A 17,602-nucleotide genomic window follows, 5' to 3' on the forward strand; every position below is an offset into this window, starting at 1 on the left:
AGTAATGACGTACTACTCTCCGTAGTAGGCACAAAGTCTCTTTCCGAGGGAGCAGCTATGGGTCAAGCAACGGAGCTTGCCAGGGCGGTCGATTCGCGCTACCACGCGGCATCGGGCCTGCGAAGACAGATGAACAAGGTCTTCCCGACGCACTGGTCATTCCTGCTGGGCGAGATCGCACTCTATAGCTTTGTGGTGCTGCTGCTTTCGGGCATCTATCTGGCCCTGTTCTTCGATCCGTCGATGGCCGAGGTCACTTATAACGGCGTCTACCAACCGCTGCGCGGCATGCAGATGTCCAAGGCCTACGAGAGCGCCCTGAATCTGAGTTTTGAGGTCCGCGGCGGGCTGTTTGTCCGCCAGATCCACCACTGGGCGGCGCTGATGTTCGCGGCCTCAATCGTCGTGCACTTGGCCCGCGTCTTCTTCACCGGCGCGTTCCGCCGCCCGCGCGAGGCCAACTGGGTGATCGGCTCGCTGCTGCTGATCCTTGCCATGGCAGAAGGGTTCGCGGGCTACTCGCTGCCCGATGATCTGCTGTCCGGTACCGGCCTTCGCGTGGTCACCCAGGGCATGATGTCGCTACCGATCATCGGCACCTGGATGCACTGGGCGTTGTTCGGTGGCGACTTCCCCGGAAACATCGTGCTACCAAGACTTTACGCCCTGCATGTGCTGCTCATTCCTGCCATCATGATCGCTCTCATCGGCGTGCACCTGGCGCTGGTGTGGTATCAGAAACACACGCAATTCCCGGGGCCGCGGCGCACAGAATCCAATGTTGTTGGGGTGAGGATCGTTCCGGTGTTCGCCATGAAATCCGGTGCGTTCTTCGCCGTCGTGACGGCTATTCTCGCGCTCATGGGTGGTCTGCTGCAGATCAATCCGGTCTGGAACCTCGGACCCTACAAGCCATCCCAGGTGGCGGCCGGATCACCACCGGATATCTACCTGATGTGGACTGACGGTCTGCTTCGGCTCGTCCCAGATTGGGAGCTGTACCTCTTCGGCTACACCGTGCCCGCAGTGCTGTGGGGCGTGCTGGGCATCATGCTCGCATTCGCGATGATTGTCGCCTGGCCATGGATCGAGCGATGCATTACCGGTGACGATGCGCATCACAATCTGCTGCAGCGTCCGCGTGATGCCCCGGTACGCACCGCCATTGGGGCAGCGGCCTTTTCGCTGTACATTCTGCTCACGCTGTCGTGCATCAACGACGTCATCGCGCTGAAGTTCCACATCTCGCTGAACGCAACGACGTGGATCGGCCGCATCGGGATGGTCATCTTGCCGATCGTCGTCTACTACCTCGCCTACCGGTGGGCCATCGGCCTACAACGCAGCGACCGCGCGATACTCGAACACGGCATCGAAACCGGCATCATCAAGCGACTGCCGCACGGTGAATACATCGAGCTGCACCAGCCACTGGCCGGAGTCGACGAGCACGGCCACGCCATCCCGCTGGAATACCAGGGCGCAGCAGTACCTCAACGCATGAACAAACTCGGATCCGCCGGCGCACCCGGCACCGGCTCATTCCTGTTCGCCGACCCCGCCGACGAGCAAGCCGCACTGGTAGAAGCCGAGCACGCGTCCGCGCATACCGAATTGGCCGTGCTGCGGGGAAGATCGAGGTAACTCGGCCGTCAACGACCTCGGTTCCGGCAGATATATGCAGTACCGTCGAGGCATGTCGCCGTGTTTGCGTGCCGTCGGCGCCGCGGTCCTCGCATTGGCGCTCATCGGTTGCACTGAGCCCTTACCGGCGCGCGCCACCATCTCCCAGTGCGATCTGTCCGAGCTACCTTCCGAGGCGACCGGAACCGTGGACCTTATCCATGCCGGCGGACCATTTCCGTATCCCCGCAATGACGGCGTCGTGTTCCAGAATCGCGAGAGGGTATTGCCCTCGGAGCCCCGCGGGTACTACCACGAGTACACGGTCCGCACTCCGGGCGGTAAGACGCGCGGCACGCGGCGCATCATCACCGGCGGCAATCCGCTGAACGATCCGCCGCACGTCTACTACACGGGCGACCACTACCAGTCATTCTGTGAGGTTGACGGCGCATGAAGACCTATCTCGTCGATGGCTCCCACGTTCGCACCCGGGCGGACTTTTTCACCGAGCTCGGCCGTGCGGTGAACGGGCCGGGCGGCTACTTCGGCAGCAACCTCGACGCCCTTGTCGATTGCCTTCGAGGGGGATTCGGTACCCCCGAAGATGAGCCGTTCCGGTTCGTGCTGCGGGACGCGGCGCGCATCAAGTCGGCGGTGGGGAAGAGGGACTGGGACGCCATCGAGGAGATCTTCGAGGAGGCCGGCGTACCGCTGACGACGCGTGCCGAGACGAAAGACCCAGACGACAGACGGTGACTAGTCCTGACCGATAGCGCGATGGCCGGCCCCCGAAGGAGCCGGCCACCCACGTGCTGCGAGATCAGCGAACGTCGAACCGGTCCGCGTTCGACACCTTGACCCAAGCCGCGACGAAGTCGTTGACGAACTTCTCCTTGGCGTCATCCTGTGCGTAAACCTCTGCGAGAGCGCGCAGCTCGGAATTGGCACCGAACACCAGATCCACCCGACTAGCGGTCCACTTCGCCGTGCCGCTGGCACGATCGGTCCCCAGGTAGGTGCCGTCGTCGGCTGACGAGGGTGTCCACTGCGTACCCATGTCGACTAGATTGACGAAGAAGTCGTTCGTCAATGTTCCGGGCCTGTCGGTGAGCACGCCGAGCTCCGAGCCCTGGTAGTTGGCACCCAGCACGCGCAGACCGCCGACGAGGACAGTCAGTTCCGGCGGGGACAGCGCCAACAGGTTGGCCTTGTCGATCAACTTGTATTCGGCAGGGATCTGCGCCCCCTTGCCCAGGTAGTTGCGGAAACCATCGGCAGCCGGCTCCAGGTAGGAGAACGAGTCGACATCGGTCTGTTCCTGGGTGGCATCGCCGCGGCCGGGTGTGAATGGCACGGTGATATCGAATCCGGCGTCCTTGGCCGCCTTTTCGACGGCAGCGGCGCCACCGAGTACGACGAGATCGGCGAACGAGACCTTCTTGCCTCCCGTGTTGAAGGACTCCTGGATGCCCTCCAGTGTGCGGATCACCTGGGCGAGCTCATCGGGTTCGTTGGATTCCCAGCCGGCCTGCGGCTGCAACCGGATACGGCCGCCGTTGGCACCACCACGCTTATCGCTGTTGCGATACGAGGCCGCTGCCTTCCATGCGGTCGAAACAAGCTGCGGCACAGTAAGGCCGGAAGCGAGAATCTGCTTCTTCAGCTCGGCGATGTCATCGGCCCCGATATTGGTCTCGGAGGCGGGAATGACGTCCTGCCACAGCAGAGTCTCGGTGGGCACCAACGGACCGAGGTAGCGGGCGAGCGGCCCTAGGTCGCGGTGGATCAGCTTGTACCAGGCCTTGGCGTAGGCGTCGGCCAGCTCTTCGGGATGGTCGAGCCAGCGCCGGGTGATCCCTTCGTAGATGGGATCGAAGCGCATCGACAGATCCGTGGTGAGCATCGACGGATGCGTCTTGCCCGTGCCCTGCGCCGTCGGTACCGAGTTGGCCCAGCCCCCGTCTTTGGGCTTCCACTGATGCGCACCGGCAGGGCTCTTGGTCAGCTCCCACTCGTTGCCGTACAGAATCTCCAGGAAGCTGTTGTCCCACTTGGTCGGCGTGTGGGTCCAGGTAACTTCCAGACCACTGCCGATCGCGTCATTGCCCTTGCCGGAGCCGAACGAGCTCTTCCAGCCGATGCCCATCTGCTCCAGCGGCGCGTCCTCGGGAACCGGCCCGACCAGCCCGGCATCGCCCGCACCGTGCGTCTTACCAAAGGTGTGACCACCGACGATCAGCGCCGCGGTTTCCTCGTCGTTCATTGCCATCCGGGCAAAGGTCTCGCGAATGTCGACGGCGGCGGCCAGTGGATCCGGATTGCCATTGGGCCCTTCGGGATTGACGTAGATCAGACCCATCTGCACCGCGGCAAGGGGGTTCTCCAGGTCGCGATCACCGGTGTAACGCTCATCACCCAACCAGGTGTGCTCGGGGCCCCAGTAGACATCCTGCTCGGGCTCCCAGCGGTCCTCACGCCCGAACGCGAACCCAAAGGTCTTGAACCCCATGGTGTCCATGGCGTGGTTACCGGCGAAGACGATGAGGTCGGCCCAGGACAGAGAGTTTCCGTACTTCTTCTTGACGGGCCACAGCAGGCGCCGCGCGCGATCCAGCAGCACGTTGTCGGGCCAGCTGTTCAGCGGGGCGAACCGCTGCATACCGGCGCCCGCGCCGCCCCGACCATCGGCGACACGATAGGTGCCGGCGGCATGCCACGACATGCGGATGAACATCGGGCCGTAGTTGCCGAAGTCGGCTGGCCACCAGTCCTGCGAATCGGTCAGGACTGTCTCGACATCCTTTTTCAGCTGGTCAACGTTGATCGTCTGGACGGCCTTGGCGTAGTCGAAGTCCTCACCGAGGGGGTTGGCCGCCGGCGGATTCTTCTTGAGGATGCCCAGGTTGAGCTGGGTGGGCCACCATTCGCGGTTGGCGTTACCACCCTCGACGGGGTAATTCAGTCGGCCGCCAGCAACGGGGCAACCGTTCGACGGCTGGTTGTTCGCCTCTGCGATGGGCGGGTGTTCTTCAGGCACAGCGATCCTTTCGGGAGGGGGTGATATGGGCTGTGATCACGTGTGTGATCCCGAAATTCGTGTGGGCGCTTGCGGGGAAGCGCAGTCGGGGCATAGGCCCCAATAGATAACCTCGGCCTCCTCAAGGACGAAACCGTTGTAGTCGGATGGGGTGAGGCACGGCGCGGCGCCGACGGCGCAGTCGACGTCCGCGATAACGCCGCACGAGCGGCATACGACATGGTGATGGTTGTCGCCGACCCGCGATTCGTACCGGGCGACGGAGCCGGAGGGCTGGATCTTGCGCACCAGGCCCGCCGAAGTCAGCGCCGCCAAGACGTCGTAAACGGCCTGCCGGGACACTTCGGGCAGACCGGTCCTGACGACACCAAAGACGGTCTCGGTGTCGGCGTGCGGGTGCGCTTCCACGGCTTCGAGGACGGCCACCCGGGGCCGGGTCACCCGCAGATCAGCAGTCCGCAGCAGCGCCGCGTACTCATCCGAACTGAAGGCCACGAGGTCAGTATGCCTCAATTATCTGGAATGAATCCAGGAAATACGCAAAAGAGTCGGAAAGAGTTCACAACCAGCCTGACCAGCGCAAAGGAGTCGACAATGACCGTCACATGGCGTCGGCGCCGAGCGCTTTGCGCCCGGCAATGGGGAGAATTACCTCGCCGACATGGTTTCGATCACACCGCCGAGCAGCCTGCGCAGCTGGGCGCGATCTTTCTCTGTCATGTTGGCGAGTACCTCGTCGTCGTCCTCGCGCAGAGTGGCATCGGCACGCTCGAAGAGCTTGCGCCCTTTGGCGGTCAACTCGGTGGTCAGCACTCTGGCGTCGGCTTGTCGACGCGACCGAAGCACCAGACCTGCCTCTTCAAGGGACCGCTGGACCAGACTTACCGCCTGGGGCGTGATGCGAAGCTCTGCGGCGATCTCAACATTGGATATCCCCGGCTGTGCGGACAGCACGGCCAGACATTCCATCTGCGGAACCGTCACGCCGAAGTCGCGCACGATCACCGAGGCTCGTGACCACAGCACGCGATAGATCTGAGACACCAGAATGCCCATCGGAGATTCCTCGTGTGTGCTCATACCGTGTCAACAGTAGCGGACTTCGCCAATGTTCCACCGCCCGAAGAGGAACGCGAGGGCGGCGTGTCGTCCAGAAAATTCGCGCCAATTCGTCAGTGCATCAAGCACATTGATTAATGCTCTTGATGAGCGCCCGGCTACCTCCACACTCACGACGTGGCGGCTCCGGGGGCCCGCACCACCATGGGGACGGCGGGGAAGTAGGCCGCCATCACCGACCGGGACTTCCGCAAAGCCGCTGTGCCGTAACCCTTCTTTCGATGATCGGGATGAACCCAGATCCGCACGTTCACCTCACCGTCGACCAGTTCGCCAAAGACGAGACCCACCTTGCTGGGCCCTTCGAGCGCGACAAACCAGGCCGCTTCCTCGTCGTCAATGCGCGCGAGTGCCGCCCTCAGCTCGTCTTCGAGACCGCCCGCCGGGGCACCGGAACCGTCGCCCGCCTGGCCTACCTCGTCGGTGCGGGCCGCGAAGATATCGGCGTCGGAATCACCGGAGAACGGTCGCAGTTCGAGGCTGTCTCCCGAACTCGCGGGGCGTTCCATGAGGGTGAAGGTGAGCTGGCTGTTGAGATCCTCGAGCTCTGCGGCGTTCTTGCGGCGCTCATCCTTGGTCAGCTGGTTGAAGGACATGCCCATGACCGCTTCGCCGCCCAGGTGCGAGGTGCCCAGCAATGTAGCGATCGCATCGACGGCGTTCTTTCGGTCATCGGATTCCACAATCAGATCAAGCACCTCATGACGCCGTTCGAAGGCGTTCGTGAGTGCATCGGCAATCTCGCGGCGGGTGGCAAGGCGGTCGTGATCGGTCATGGCGTCAGCCTACGACCGGTAGGCCGAGCGCGCTCAAGAAACGTTGAGCGCAAGGGTTGACTTGTCGCCGTACAGCGTCCCAGTGTCACCGTTCGGTTACAGTACGACAACTCATTGGCCATGTCCGAGAACCTAATTGGGATCTACACGATGTCGGCGGTAGAAAGGATCTTGGTGGTCGTCGCCGGCCGGAAGGAACCACCCGGGAGTCAGAGTTCACGGCCGGAGAGAAGTGACAATCGAATGAAACGCACCTACGCAGTCATGCTCGGCATCGCCCTGTTGTTCGCCACGCCGGGGCTGGCCTCCGCCGACGTCCACAGAAGCCCCGCCGACGCCCAGAAGGCCATCAACGCGGTAATCGCGCGGGGCCTGAGTCAGCGCGGCGTGCCGTTCACGTATGGGGGCGGCAACACCGAGGGGCCGACCACGAGCACCGACACGGCGCCGGCCGCACCCGAGGCGACCACGAGCCTGCTGGGGTTGATTCCGGCTCCGGTGGCTGCGCCCGCCCCGAAGGTCCCGGGATTCGACGCCTCCGGGCTCATGGTCTACTCCTACGCCGCCGCGGGCATCAAACTGCCCCGCCGGTCCGGCGACCAGTACGACTACAAAGGCGGCCGGAAAGTACTTCCAGCACAGGCGCTCCCGGGAGACCTCATCTTCTATGGACCCAATGGCAGCCAGAGCGTGACGATGTTCCTGGGTAACAACCTCATGCTGGAGGCATCCGAACCCGCGGTGCAGGTATCGCCGGTGCGCTTCAACGACATGGCCCCCTACCTGGTTCGCGTGATCGAGTAGCCAGATCAGCGCGCATTCTGCGCGATCACTGCTCGCGCAGAAAGTCGTCAATCCGCTCCAGTACGGCGGGCCAGCCCACGAGACACAGCTGCCTGAATCGCATCTGGTCATGGTCATTCGGATCGAACCCGGTCGCCTCGACCGATAGTCGTGTTCCGTCCGAGTCCGGCTCCAGGATCCAGCGCGAGTTGATGACGATCGAACCGTCACGGGTGGCCATCCGGTAGGCCAACACCTCATCGTCGACCACCTCGGTGAACCGGCCGTCGATCTCTCCGACGAATCCGCTTCCCACGAACGGGAAGACGCTAAACGAAAAGTTCAGTCCCGTTTCGTATTTCGTCGGCCCGAAATCTCTGACCCACTGCCCGAAGAACTGTGGCGAGTTGAGCACCGACCACACGCTGTGAGCAGGATACGCGTAGTGGTACTCAAAGTTGACAGTAGTGAGGTCCCCGACCTGCTCAGCCACCAAACACCCCTTCCGTGCACACCACCAATCGATGCAGTGGACGCCAACAACCTAATCCCAATGCCTCGCCCGCGCGTGATCTTGATCGTGCTGGTGGCATCATCGGCGTGTGAGCGCGGTTGAGCTGTCGGCTTTTGGGCCCTTCTTCGCCGTTGAGATGCATGACGCCGGGGAGACACCGAGGCCCCCGTGGCGGTCTATGGCGGAGCTGACCGACGAATCAAGCGCGCTCGCGGACCGGATCGATAGCGTCCGAAGCAGTCTCGCCACGCGCACGGCGGCAGGTCCCGCCGACATCGATCTGCGGGTAGCGGCCTCGGTGGCACATCTGGGCCTTGTCGCCCGCATCCTCGCGCCAACCATCGCCGCCGCGACCTGCGGTGAGCTGCGAATCTCGCAGGAATTGCACGAGTTGTGGTGGCAGGACCAATTGGGTGGCCCCTTTCCGCTGTCGGTGGTCGTACGGGCGGGGGAGTGCAACGCCCTTGCCGGGTCGGCCGTCGAATCGATTACGCAGGGCGTCATCGACCACACCGGCGTGAGTCACCGCGTTCTCTGGGGAAATATCGGATCGGCCGTCAATAGCGCGGCGCGTCTCATCGCGTCGTCGCGACCTGAGCTGACCGATGTCGCCCGCGACATCGCCAACGCACACCTTCGCGACCGGCGCATCGACGACGGCACCCTACGCGCGGGACCGGATTTCCGGAGGCGCAGCTGCTGCCTCATCTACCAGCTCACCGACGACCGTTCTGCGGTCTGCGGTGATTGTGTCCTCACCTAGCCAGATCAGAACCGACTAGGCCAACTGGTACGCCTCGAGCGGGAACGACTCCTGCTCCTTGTACGCGCTGGCCGTCGACGTCGGACGCAGCAGCGCTGCCTCACCGTGCTGATTGAAGTAGTAGCTTCGTGCTGTCTGGCAGCTGCCGAGGTAGAACACCGAACTGTCCAAGTTGTGGTTCATGCGGTTCAGGAATTCGGTGTTGGCCTCGTCGGTGACCTCGAAGGTTTCCGCACCGGTGCGCGCCATTTCTCCGAAGAGCCGCTTCATGTGTCGCATTTGCGACTCGATGGTGTCGAAGTAGGACAATCCGCTGTAGGAGTACGGACCGTTCAGCGTCAACAGATTCGGGAACTTGGGGACGGTGATCCCCTCGAAGGCCTGGAAACGGTTGTCTCGCCAGAACTTTCCGAGGTTATAGTCCTCACGGCCGATCACCTCGAATGCCGGGAAGGCCGATTCCCACAGATTGAATCCGGTGGCCAGCACCAAGGTGTCGATGACCGTCTTGCGACCATCGCTCGTGACGATGCCGTCGGGCTCGATGCGCTCGATGGATGCCGTCTCGAGGCTGACATTCTTCTTGGCAAACGCGCGGAAATAGGTGTTCGAGAAGGTCGGCCGCTTACAGCCGAAGTCATAGTCGGGTGTCAGCTTGCGGCGCAGCTCGCGATCGCGCACCTGTGCGAACAAATGCGCCTTGGCCAGCATCGCGGCCCCATTGTTGGCCTGCCGGAACTGGCGGAAATGCAATACTCCGCCCACCATGATCACCTCGAGGATCGCCGAACCCACTGTGCGAGCGATCTTTTGGGTTCGTGGCACCCGGGCGAAGAGCTTCTTGATCACACCCGGGACCTTCGCGTCTGCCTTGGGCACCACCCAGATCGGCGTGCGCTGGTACACGGTGAGATGTTGCGCATCCTTGGCCAGCTCGGGAATGAGCTGAACGGCGGTTGCTCCGGTGCCAATCAGGCCAATCTTGTGACCCGCCGCACGAAAGCTGTTGTCCCATTTGGTGGTGTGGATGATCTTGCCGGCGAAGGATTCGATGCCCTCGATATCGGGCATCTTCGGCTGCGACAGGTAGCCGGTGGCGGTGAGCAGGTACTTGCCGGTGACGGTATCGCCGGCCTCGGTGGCCACCACCCAGTGCTGCCCCTCCTCGTCCCAGCGCGCACCCGATACCGGGGTGTTGAAGCGCATGTACTTGCGCAGATCGTGCTTCTCGGCCACATGCGCGGCGTACTGCTTGAGCTCGGCGCCCGGCGCGAACAACCGCGACCAGTACGGGTTCGGCTCGAATGAGTACGAATAGGTTGCCGAAGGGATGTCGACAGCCAGGCCGGGGTAGTGATTGACATGCCAGGTACCGCCGAGATCATCCTCGCGATCCAGGATCGCCAGATTGGTCAGGCCGAGCTCCTTGAGCTGGATCGCCGCGCCCATCCCGCCGAAACCGGCCCCGACGATCACGGCATCAAACTGCGTTGTCATGTCCCAATGCTAGCCGTGACCGCCGATAAATGGTTCGTCCGTCTAGATGTGCTCCACGCCACATGACACTGCGTTTACTTAATGACACGTAGTGTCTTATGGTGGACCTCAGAGCGAGAGGAGCAACTCCAATGATCCGTCAATGCGCAGGTCAACGCCGAAGAATGCTCGTCCGAGTGGTGTCCGCGACGGGACTCGTCTCGGCAGCGGTGTTCGCGGCCGAAGCCGTCGCTGGATCCCCGGTTGCCGCCGCGGGCCCGGCCGCGGTGGGTGGCGCCCAAGGGGTGATCAACATGCTCACCTCTGAGGGGTATCGCGTCATCGTCACCAAGGTGGGCGGACGAGACATCGAGGACTGCACGGTGCGTTCGATCCTGACCCAAACTCCGGTGCAGCACCTCCATACGAGCGATATCAGGCCGGCTCCGGCCCGCGACCCGGAGCCCCCGGATTTCAAGATCGCCTACGTGACCCTCAACTGCGCATAGGCCAAGCAGTGAATACCCAGTGCACCACAGAAGGGACACAACCGATGCTCGCCACCAATCTGGGCATTTCGCTGGCCGCCGGATGCGCGGTCGTGATGCTGCTCTTGCCCGCCGATGGCGCGCTCAGTCTGTCTCGCGTGGCATATCAAACACCGTGCGACACCGACGCGTTCGACTACTGCCTGCCGGGCGGAACCAATCCCCGTGTCCCGGCGGGCACCAATCCCGACGTCCCGTGGGGAGTCAGCATTCAGAACTTCCCCTACGGACAGCACTGACCAGAACGATAGGAAGGTCCGGATCATGCAGATCGCACACGTCAGCGGGCATCATGCCGCGAAAGCGTTGGTATTTATCGGCGCGGCCGTCGCCGTGGCGCTACCGATACCAACGCAGACCCCGCGGGCGCTCCTCGCCGGTGGTGAGACCCCCTGCCATGGACAGATCTTCTGCCCGGCGGGAGGCACCAATCCGTGGCTTCCTTATGGAACCAACCCCTTGGTGCCCTGGGGTACCAACCCTCCGGTCATGACCTACGACCCGAACTCGACGTCGACGTCGCGCTAACGACTCATCCGAGAAACACCGGAGGCCTGCGGCGCGGCACGGGGGCGAGGTCGACGGCGGGAACCTAGCAGGACGAATGACAAGTGGCATGGAACTGCCGCGGCCCCGCATCCGACCTCTAGTCTCAGAGATGTTCGGATTTGGGAGGCATTGAGTGAAGACGCAGCGCCAGGACGTTGGGCTTGAAGACACGCTTCGCGCGATCGAGCGCGGCGTGCTCGAGGACGTCTGGATGAGCAGACCACGCCGCTGGACCGCGCTCGTGGCGGCCATCATCCTGGGCGTGGCCGCGGCAAGCCGCTGGTCAAACCTCGGTGCCCAGGTCGGCCCGTCGCTGCATGTCGACGCCGTGGTGCCGGGAACATCGATCATGTTCCTGACGGCATGCGTTGTCTCGCTGATAGCTCTGCGGCGTCGACACTTCCGGTGGTGCTGCGCGGCGGCGTACACCGCGGCGCTCAGCATGGTGACCAGTCTCGCCGCGCTGTGGTGGCATCAGACCGCAGACGGCTCCGATCCGCTGGTGTGGACGCTGCTCGCCGCACTCGCCTCGGCGACCCTGACGGTGACCTGGCTCGCGACAATCCTTACTCCTCTGGAGGATTCGCAGCCCGATATGAGAGCCGGCGGCTTCTAGCCCCTGCCGCTGAAATCCCGCCGAGCGCAAAGGTTCCCACCGGCCGCCGGGCCGTACAGCATGGCGTCACGTGACCTCCACCAGCACGGCGCCTGCCGTCCGCGCGGACGGAACGGCTGACAAAGGCAGTCCCGGTGCCCGCACCGTCGCGCTGAGTTGCATGGTCGGCACCACGATCGAATGGTACGACTTCTACCTCTACGCGACGGCCGCAGCGCTTGTCCTCAGGCCGCTGTTCTTCCCGACCGTCTCGCCGACCGCCGGCACGCTTGCCTCGTTCGCCACCTACGCGGCAGGTTTCGGCGCGCGTCCCATCGGGGCGGTGATCGCCGGACACGTGGGAGACCGCGTGGGGCGTAAGGCCGTTCTCGTCGGCGCCCTGCTGCTCATGGGCACCGCCACCGCGATCATCGGCGCCCTGCCGACCTATGCCGAGGTGGGTGTTCTCGCACCGGCCGCGCTTGCGGTGCTACGGGTCCTACAGGGCCTTGCTGCCGGCGCGGAATGGGGCGGGGCCGCCCTGTTGTCGGTTGAACACGCACCGGCCGGCCGCCGGGGCCTATTCGGCAGCTTCACCCAGCTGGGCTCGCCCGCGGGAATGCTCTTGGCCACCGGGGTATTCGGTCTGACCCACGCAGTCACCGGGCCGGAGGCATTTCTTGCCTACGGCTGGCGGATCCCGTTTCTGAGCAGCGTCATCTTGGTAGGCATCGGCCTGGCGATCCGGCTGCGGCTGAATGACTCGGCGGTCTTCCGGCAGGTGCGCGAACGCGGTGAGGTAGCGCGGCTTCCTGTGGTGGAAGTGATGCGCACACAGCCCCGTAATGTTCTGCTCACCATTGGCTTACGGCTATCGCAGATCGCATTGTTCGTGCTGTTGACGACGTACTCGCTGACGTACCTGCAGGACCTATTCGGAAAGGATAGTCAGGTTGGATTGACCGCCGTCCTGATCTCCTCGGCGATCGGCATCCTGAGCACTCCCGCGTGGGCGGCGCTCTCGGACAAGGTGGGCCGCCGCGCCCTCTACCTGTTCGGTGCCGCCGCCGGTCCGGTGGCCTTGACGCTGTTCTTCCTGGCCGCCGGGAGCGGGTCGACGGTCCTGGTCGTGCTCTCTATTGTGTTCGGCATCAACATCGTTCACGACGCCATGTACGGGCCGCAGGCCGCGTGGTTCGCCGAGCTGTTCGACACCCGTGTCCGGTACAGCGGGGCATCCCTCGGCTATCAGATCGGGGCTGTGCTGTCCGGCGGGTTTGCCCCGCTGATTGCCGCGGCGCTGCTGGCCGCGAATCACGGCAGCCCCTGGCTCATCGTCATCTACTACCTGGTGCTGGCGGTGCTCACCTTCGCCTCGGCACGGGCCGCGCGCGAGACCTACCGCGATCGGATCGGAGATTCCCTGTGAGCCGGATCTATCTCAACGCCTTCGATATGGCATGTGTCGGTCACCAATCGCCCGGCCTGTGGCGCCATCCCGAAGACCAAGGGCACCGCTACCGCGCGCTGGGCTACTGGACCGGGCTAGCCCGGTCCCTTGAGGCCGGTGGTTTCGATCTGCTGTTCCTCGCCGATGTGCTGGGTGCCTACGACGTCTACGGCGGTTCCCGGGATGCCGCCGTGGTCGATGCCGCGCAATTCCCCGTCAACGACCCGACATTGGCCGTCTCGGCGATGGCGGCAGTCACCGAAACACTCGGGTTTGGTATCACGCTGTCTCTCACCTATGAACAGCCGTACGCGCTGGCTCGTCGTCTCTCAACACTCGACCACCTCACCGAGGGGCGGGTCGCCTGGAACATCGTGACTTCCTATCTCGATAGTGCCGCAAGGAATTTGGGTATGGACTCGCAGATACCGCACGATCAGCGCTACGACATCGCCGACGAGTACTTGCAGGTCTGCTACAAGCTCTGGGAGGGTTCCTGGGAGACCGATGCCGTGGTGCGTGACCGTGCGCGCGGCATCTTCACCGACCCCGCCAAGGTCCACGACATCGAGCACGACGGCCGGTACTTCACCGTTCCCGGACCATTCCTGTGCGAACCGTCCGCTCAACGCACGCCGGTGCTGTTCCAGGCCGGCACCTCGCCACGGGGAGTTCAGTTCGCGGCCGCGCACGCCGAAGCGGTGTTCGTGTCGGGCCCGACGCCCGAGGTGGTGCGCGGGCCGGTGCGGGCACTGCGCGAGGAGGCCGCCCGGCTGGGCCGCGACCCGCGGTCCATCAAGGTGTTCACCATGGTGACGCCGGTTGTTGCCGAGACCCACGACCTGGCGCATGCCAAGTTGCGCGAGTACCGCCAATTCATCAGTGCCACTGGTGCATTGGCACTCTTCGGCGGCTGGACCGGTGTCGACCTGGCCGAACTGGACCCCGATGAGCCACTGCGTCATGTCGATACCGATGCCAACCGTTCGGCGTTGGCCTCATTCACCAAGGACCCGAGCCGAACGTGGACCACACGGGAACTGGCACAGGAGATCGGGATAGGCGGACGCGGGCCGGTTCTCGTCGGCTCGGCCTCCGGCATCGCCGACGAGCTCGAACGCTGGGTCGATGAGGCCGACATCGACGGGTTCAACGTCGCGTACGTCACCACACCCGGGACCTTCGTCGATTTCGCCCGCTTCGTCGTACCCGAGCTGCGCCTCCGTGGCCGGGTGCCGCATCATCGGGAAACGCGCACGCTGCGTGAGCATCTCGGTAATGACGGCCCGCACCTGGCCGACAGTCACCCAGGCACGACGTACCGCCGGGCGGAATTACCCGGCTGACAGGGTCGAGTGGTCTCCGAATCGATCGCCCAGCGCCCCGATCAGCTGATCAAGGGCGGCCAGTTCTGCACGCTTGGCGCCGACGAGCCGGTGCAGGCGCGAGAGGCTGGATGGCTTGCCGCTCTGTCTTCTTCGCTCCACTGATGCGAGGTGGTCGTCCAATTCTCGCCGTGCTGCCGAACGCAGCTCGCCGAGGACATCCTGGTAGTACTGCGCCTGCCGCAGGTCCGCGTTCCGACCGGGCAGAATCGGATCGCCGATCTTGGCCAGGCTGCTCACGGTTCACGGCCCATGTTGCACACTCCTGGTGTCGCTCTCATGGACATACGCTAGGTCCGCACAATTTCCCGGACGCTGCCCCCAATTCACCGGGACATCTCAATCTGTTCACACGCCGCCGACCGGCCGCTGTGAGCAAAGCGCCGAAACATCCGTCCTACGGCGGTCAAACACCGTCCGGCAGTGAGGAAACCATGTGCTCCCATGCCTGGTGCAGCCGGGCCGTGATAGGCCCGGTCTGCGTAATGGCGGTGACACAACGGTGGCTGTGGTCGTACAGCTCCACCGAGGAGGTCAGCCCCTGGGTGCCGTACGCCTGCGTTACCCAGCTTTCGGCGATGAACACCGGATCCATGGCGTACCGCGAGGCACCGAAGATGACGGCGATATGTGCACCCGCCTGTTCGACCATCGCGGCGTGGCCACGGTGCAACTGGACACAGCCTCCGCCGGGAACCGCGACGGTAAACGGCATGTCCACATCGACGAGGTGGGCCAGGAGATGAGGCACAACTCCGGAATCGATCGTGCGGGCGCCGGTAAAGGGGAGCACGCGGTAACGCCCGGGGGTGAGGGCGTCGAGATGGGTGAGCTGATCGGTGTCACGCCAGCTGACGTCCGACCAGTCCGTGACAGGGAATGCCTCCGGATCGGCCGCCGACGCCAGTTCGAGGGCGCTGACCGTCAGGGGGTCCGAGAGCGGCGTGAGATAGGCACGGTGGGTGCCCGTGTCACCGACTATCGTCAGTCCCCGCGGAGCCAGGAACGCGTCGCGGACGAGGGCCGGATTCAGCCGGAGCGCAACGTACTCGTCATCGCAGCTGAGCGCATCGCCGGGAAATGAGGGGTCAAGGTACTCGCCGGTGTGGCTCAGCAGGGCGGCGTCGTTCGCGGTGACCGCGACCACCGTGCCGAGAGCGGGTAGCGCTTCGGCGATGGCCCTGGGCCCCGCCACGATTCGCCGGGCGGGGCAGTGCTCGCAACGTCGGCCGTCAGTACACATCGCGGACGTACCGCTTTTCCCGCTTGAGTGTGTTCACGTACTCAGAGGCTTCGTCGGGGCTCAAGCTGCCGTGCTCACCGACGATCTCGTGCAGTGCCTTGTCCACATCCTTGGCCATGCGCGTGGCATCGCCACACACATAGAAGTGCCCACCGTCCTGGAGCCACGTGAACAGATCCCGGCCGTGTTCGCGCATCCGCGTCTGTACGTAGACCTTCTCCGCCTGATCGCGGGAGAAGGCCAGGTCAAGGCGGTTAAGGAGGCCGGAGGCATGCCAGCCGTCGAGCTCGGTCTCGTAGATGTAATCGTGGTCCCGGTGCTGGTCACCGAAGAACAGCCAGTTACGGCCACTGGCACCACGGTGCTCACGTTCCTGCAGGAACGCCCGGAACGGCGCTACGCCGGTGCCGGGACCGACCATGATCATCGGAGCGTCGTCGTCGCTGGGCACCCGGAATGACTTGTTGGGCTGCAGGAAGATTCGGCCGCTGCTGCTGCGGTCTGCCAGGAAGGTGGAACACACGCCGCCGCGCTCGCGGCCCAGGCTCTGGTAGCGGACGCTGGCCACCGTCAGGTGGATGCGGTCGGGATGAGCCAGCGCGCTGGACGAGATCGAGTAGGCGCGGTGCGGAAGCGGCTTGAGGAGTCCGACGAACTCTTCAAGGCTCAGCGCATCCCCGCCGATGCGAAGGATGTCCAGGATGTCCTTGCCGTACAGCCAGGCGTCCAGCACCTCCTTCACCCCGCCACGGAAGGCGTGTGAGAACTCCTCGCTCTCCGCACGGCTCTCCACCTCGCTCAACAGGTCCCGTGACGGGGTGCTGATCTCGTACCGGGTGCCCAGCAGCTCGCCCAACGGCTCACCGTCGACAAGCGTGCCGACCGAGACACGGAAGTGATCGGCGATCGCCTCCACGAGTGCCGGGTCGTTCTCCGCGATGACCGCGAGGGCATCGCCGGCCTCGTACGCGATTCCGCTGTCGGCGAGCGCGAACTCGTAGTGTCGTATCTCCTTGTCCGAACCCGCCCGTGAGAGCAGCCGGTTGACCCGCAGCTCCGCCGAGAATGGGTTCTTTCGGGTCCAGCCGGATCGCGCCGCGATACTCGGCGGGGGAGTACCGGGACCGCCGCTGGCCCCGGCCAGGGTGGCCAGGCTTCCCACCGCCCCCTGGACCCATTCCGCGGCCTGCACCTCGTAGTCGATATCGCAGTCGCTGCGCCCCACCACCCGGCTCGCGCCGAGCTGCTCGAGCCGGGTATCGATGAGCTTGCCCGCCTGGCAGAAGCCGTCATAGCTGGTATCGCCGAGCGCGAGCACTCCGTAGGACACGCCCTCGAGCCGCGGCGCCAATGTCGAAGACAGCGCCTCCCAGAACAATTCGGCATTGTCGGGCATCTCGCCCTCGCCATAGGTGGACGTGACGATGAGGACATACTTCAGCCCGGCGAATTCGTCGAGTGCTATCTCGTCGAGTCCGCTGACCGTGGCGTCGAACCCCTGCGCCTTGGCGGCCGCCGCGATGTCACCCGCCACGCCCTCGGCGTTGCCGGTCTGTGTTCCGTAGAGGACCCGCAGCGGCGGGCGCGGGGCCGCCAGGTCTGCGGTGGCCGGCGGAGGCGGAGCTGCCAGGTTCATGGCAAGGCGGGAATGAAGCCCCGCCAGGAAGCCCGAGAGCCAGGCGCGCTGGTCCTCGTTGAATGGGGCGTCTTCGGGAATGTAGGCGATCTTCATGGCTTC

At 64.2% G+C, this 17,602-nt stretch carries 20 protein-coding genes; 11 read left to right on the forward strand and 9 right to left on the reverse strand.

Going from position 1 to position 17,602, the window contains the following annotated elements:
- The first annotated feature begins 57 nt into the window (after positions 1-57).
- The 3 genes from qcrB to DSM43276_RS10990 are packed head-to-tail and all read left to right on the forward strand — an operon-like array spanning position 58 to position 2,382.
- Positions 58-1,644, forward strand: coding sequence for a cytochrome bc1 complex cytochrome b subunit (gene qcrB / locus DSM43276_RS10980; protein ID WP_136629040.1), 1,587 nt, complete (start codon positions 58-60; stop codon positions 1,642-1,644).
- Between the two features lie 34 nt (positions 1,645-1,678).
- Positions 1,679-2,080 (forward strand): guanyl-specific ribonuclease, encoded by a 402-nt coding sequence (locus DSM43276_RS10985; protein WP_078331161.1) that lies wholly within the window; start codon positions 1,679-1,681, stop codon positions 2,078-2,080.
- Positions 2,077-2,382 (forward strand): barstar family protein, encoded by a 306-nt coding sequence (locus tag DSM43276_RS10990; RefSeq protein WP_078331162.1) that lies wholly within the window; start codon positions 2,077-2,079, stop codon positions 2,380-2,382. The genes DSM43276_RS10985 and DSM43276_RS10990 overlap by 4 nt, the downstream gene beginning before the upstream one ends.
- A gap of 64 nt (positions 2,383-2,446) precedes the next feature.
- Here the strand turns inward: DSM43276_RS10990 and katG are convergent, their stop codons facing one another.
- From katG to DSM43276_RS11010, 4 genes are all read right to left on the reverse strand, one after another.
- Positions 2,447-4,663, reverse strand: coding sequence for a catalase/peroxidase HPI (katG, locus tag DSM43276_RS10995; RefSeq protein ID WP_078331163.1), 2,217 nt, complete (start codon positions 4,661-4,663; stop codon positions 2,447-2,449).
- Between the two features lie 36 nt (positions 4,664-4,699).
- A complete protein-coding gene (locus tag DSM43276_RS11000; RefSeq protein WP_078331164.1) occupies positions 4,700-5,158 on the reverse strand; it encodes a Fur family transcriptional regulator in 459 nt (152 codons plus the stop codon).
- A gap of 153 nt (positions 5,159-5,311) precedes the next feature.
- Positions 5,312-5,719: a MarR family winged helix-turn-helix transcriptional regulator gene (locus tag DSM43276_RS11005; RefSeq protein WP_078331218.1), complete on the reverse strand. Its 408-nt coding sequence runs from the start codon at positions 5,717-5,719 to the stop codon at positions 5,312-5,314.
- A 173-nt stretch (positions 5,720-5,892) separates the two neighbouring features.
- Positions 5,893-6,558, reverse strand: coding sequence for a GNAT family N-acetyltransferase (locus DSM43276_RS11010; RefSeq protein ID WP_078331165.1), 666 nt, complete (start codon positions 6,556-6,558; stop codon positions 5,893-5,895).
- Positions 6,559-6,801: 243 nt separating this feature from the next.
- Here DSM43276_RS11010 and ripD point away from each other — a divergent pair, with 243 nt between their 5' ends.
- Positions 6,802-7,362, forward strand: coding sequence for an NlpC/P60 family peptidoglycan-binding protein RipD (gene ripD / locus DSM43276_RS11015; RefSeq protein ID WP_078331166.1), 561 nt, complete (start codon positions 6,802-6,804; stop codon positions 7,360-7,362).
- Between the two features lie 25 nt (positions 7,363-7,387).
- On the opposite strand, the gene DSM43276_RS11020 is transcribed toward ripD, so the two are convergent.
- A complete protein-coding gene (locus DSM43276_RS11020) occupies positions 7,388-7,834 on the reverse strand; it encodes an SRPBCC family protein (RefSeq protein WP_078331167.1) in 447 nt (148 codons plus the stop codon).
- Positions 7,835-7,943: 109 nt separating this feature from the next.
- Here DSM43276_RS11020 and DSM43276_RS11025 point away from each other — a divergent pair, with 109 nt between their 5' ends.
- Entirely contained in the window at positions 7,944-8,618 is a 675-nt protein-coding gene (locus DSM43276_RS11025) for a (2Fe-2S)-binding protein (RefSeq protein ID WP_078331168.1), read from the forward strand.
- A gap of 15 nt (positions 8,619-8,633) precedes the next feature.
- Here DSM43276_RS11025 and DSM43276_RS11030 read toward each other — a convergent pair whose 3' ends face one another.
- A complete protein-coding gene (locus DSM43276_RS11030) occupies positions 8,634-10,115 on the reverse strand; it encodes a flavin-containing monooxygenase (protein ID WP_078331169.1) in 1,482 nt (493 codons plus the stop codon).
- Between the two features lie 176 nt (positions 10,116-10,291).
- On the opposite strand from DSM43276_RS11030, the gene DSM43276_RS11035 reads away from it, so the two are divergent.
- The 6 genes from DSM43276_RS11035 (at position 10,292) to DSM43276_RS11060 (ending at position 14,582) form a co-directional block, all read left to right on the forward strand.
- Positions 10,292-10,603: a hypothetical protein gene (locus DSM43276_RS11035; protein WP_136629042.1), complete on the forward strand. Its 312-nt coding sequence runs from the start codon at positions 10,292-10,294 to the stop codon at positions 10,601-10,603.
- Between the two features lie 44 nt (positions 10,604-10,647).
- A complete protein-coding gene (locus DSM43276_RS11040; RefSeq protein WP_078331171.1) occupies positions 10,648-10,881 on the forward strand; it encodes a hypothetical protein in 234 nt (77 codons plus the stop codon).
- 25 nt (positions 10,882-10,906) lie between these two features.
- Positions 10,907-11,170, forward strand: a complete 264-nt coding sequence (locus DSM43276_RS11045) for a hypothetical protein (protein WP_078331172.1) — start codon at positions 10,907-10,909, stop codon at positions 11,168-11,170.
- A gap of 154 nt (positions 11,171-11,324) precedes the next feature.
- Complete coding sequence (locus DSM43276_RS11050) at positions 11,325-11,807, forward strand: hypothetical protein (protein ID WP_078331173.1); 483 nt, start codon at positions 11,325-11,327, stop codon at positions 11,805-11,807.
- A 160-nt stretch (positions 11,808-11,967) separates the two neighbouring features.
- Entirely contained in the window at positions 11,968-13,215 is a 1,248-nt protein-coding gene (locus DSM43276_RS11055; protein ID WP_078331219.1) for an MFS transporter, read from the forward strand.
- On the forward strand, positions 13,212-14,582 hold the full coding sequence (locus tag DSM43276_RS11060; protein ID WP_078331174.1) for an LLM class flavin-dependent oxidoreductase: 1,371 nt from the start codon (positions 13,212-13,214) through the stop codon (positions 14,580-14,582). The genes DSM43276_RS11055 and DSM43276_RS11060 overlap by 4 nt, the downstream gene beginning before the upstream one ends.
- On the opposite strand, the gene DSM43276_RS11065 is transcribed toward DSM43276_RS11060, so the two are convergent.
- From DSM43276_RS11065 to DSM43276_RS11075, 3 genes are all read right to left on the reverse strand, one after another.
- The gene (locus DSM43276_RS11065) at positions 14,571-14,861 is read right to left on the reverse strand and encodes a hypothetical protein (RefSeq protein WP_078331175.1); all 291 of its coding nucleotides are present in this window, start codon (positions 14,859-14,861) and stop codon (positions 14,571-14,573) included. The genes DSM43276_RS11060 and DSM43276_RS11065 overlap by 12 nt on opposite strands.
- A gap of 166 nt (positions 14,862-15,027) precedes the next feature.
- Positions 15,028-15,864, reverse strand: a complete 837-nt coding sequence (locus DSM43276_RS11070; protein WP_078331176.1) for a ChuX/HutX family heme-like substrate-binding protein — start codon at positions 15,862-15,864, stop codon at positions 15,028-15,030.
- Positions 15,854-17,596 (reverse strand): diflavin oxidoreductase, encoded by a 1,743-nt coding sequence (locus DSM43276_RS11075; protein WP_078331177.1) that lies wholly within the window; start codon positions 17,594-17,596, stop codon positions 15,854-15,856. The genes DSM43276_RS11070 and DSM43276_RS11075 overlap by 11 nt, the downstream gene beginning before the upstream one ends.
- Positions 17,597-17,602 lie beyond the last annotated feature (6 nt).

This window comes from Mycobacteroides salmoniphilum (assembly GCF_004924335.1).
Classification (GTDB): domain Bacteria; phylum Actinomycetota; class Actinomycetes; order Mycobacteriales; family Mycobacteriaceae; genus Mycobacterium; species Mycobacterium salmoniphilum.